Below are 745 nucleotides of genomic sequence, written 5' to 3'. Positions count from 1 at the left end.
CCCCGCCCAACAGGTCACCGTCACCACGATCGGGGAGCTGAGCGCCACCCCGGCACCACGGCTGGAGCTGGTCGGTATGACGACGACGGTGGTCGTCGGCAGCACCCACACCCGTGTCGTGGCCGGGCACGTCGTCACCTCGAGGGGGTACCGGTGGAGCTGACCGGCCAGGTCCGTGCCGCCTGCGGCGGCCCTTCCCGCACACTCCACCGGTCGGAGACGTCGGAACGGACCACTGGAGCGCCGCCACCACCACTGCCAACGTCTGCCGTGTCCACGCACCGCCATACGACGCACCGCTGTACGAGGGGCTGAATCCTTGACAGACCCACACGCCGGATCGGACGCGGACCTGAACATGGCGGTGGCCGCCTCCGGGGCCGCCACCACGGCCACGGAAGGAGAGCCGGAGACGGCCACGAACGCGGCCACCGATGGAGTCCCGGAGGCGGCTACGGACAGTGCCACGGCTACGGACAGTGGCCCGGACGGCGGTCCGCCTGCGCCTGCGCTGCTGATCGTCGGGCACGGGACCCGCAGCACGGCCGGGGTGGCGCAGTTCCAGGAGTTCATCGAACGGGTCCGTGAACGTGCCGACGGGACGCCGGTGGACGGCGGGTTCATCGAACTGTCCCGCCCCCCGGTGGCCGACGCGGTGGGCCGCCTCGTCGACGCCGGCCACCGCCGGCTCGCGGTGGTACCGCTGACCCTGATCTCCGCCGGGCACGCCAAGGGCGACATCCCC

1 protein-coding gene is annotated in these 745 nt (G+C 72.5%); it reads left to right on the top strand.

What is annotated here, in order from left to right:
* Window positions 1-319: 319 nt before the first annotated feature.
* A partial coding sequence (locus AC5LSR_RS02610) for a sirohydrochlorin chelatase (RefSeq protein ID WP_493468106.1) occupies window positions 320-745 on the top strand: 426 nt, incomplete at its 3' end.

The sequence above is a fragment of the Protofrankia sp. CiP1_Cm_nod4 genome, assembly GCF_982290645.1.
This window is presented reverse-complemented; position numbering and strand designations above follow the sequence as displayed.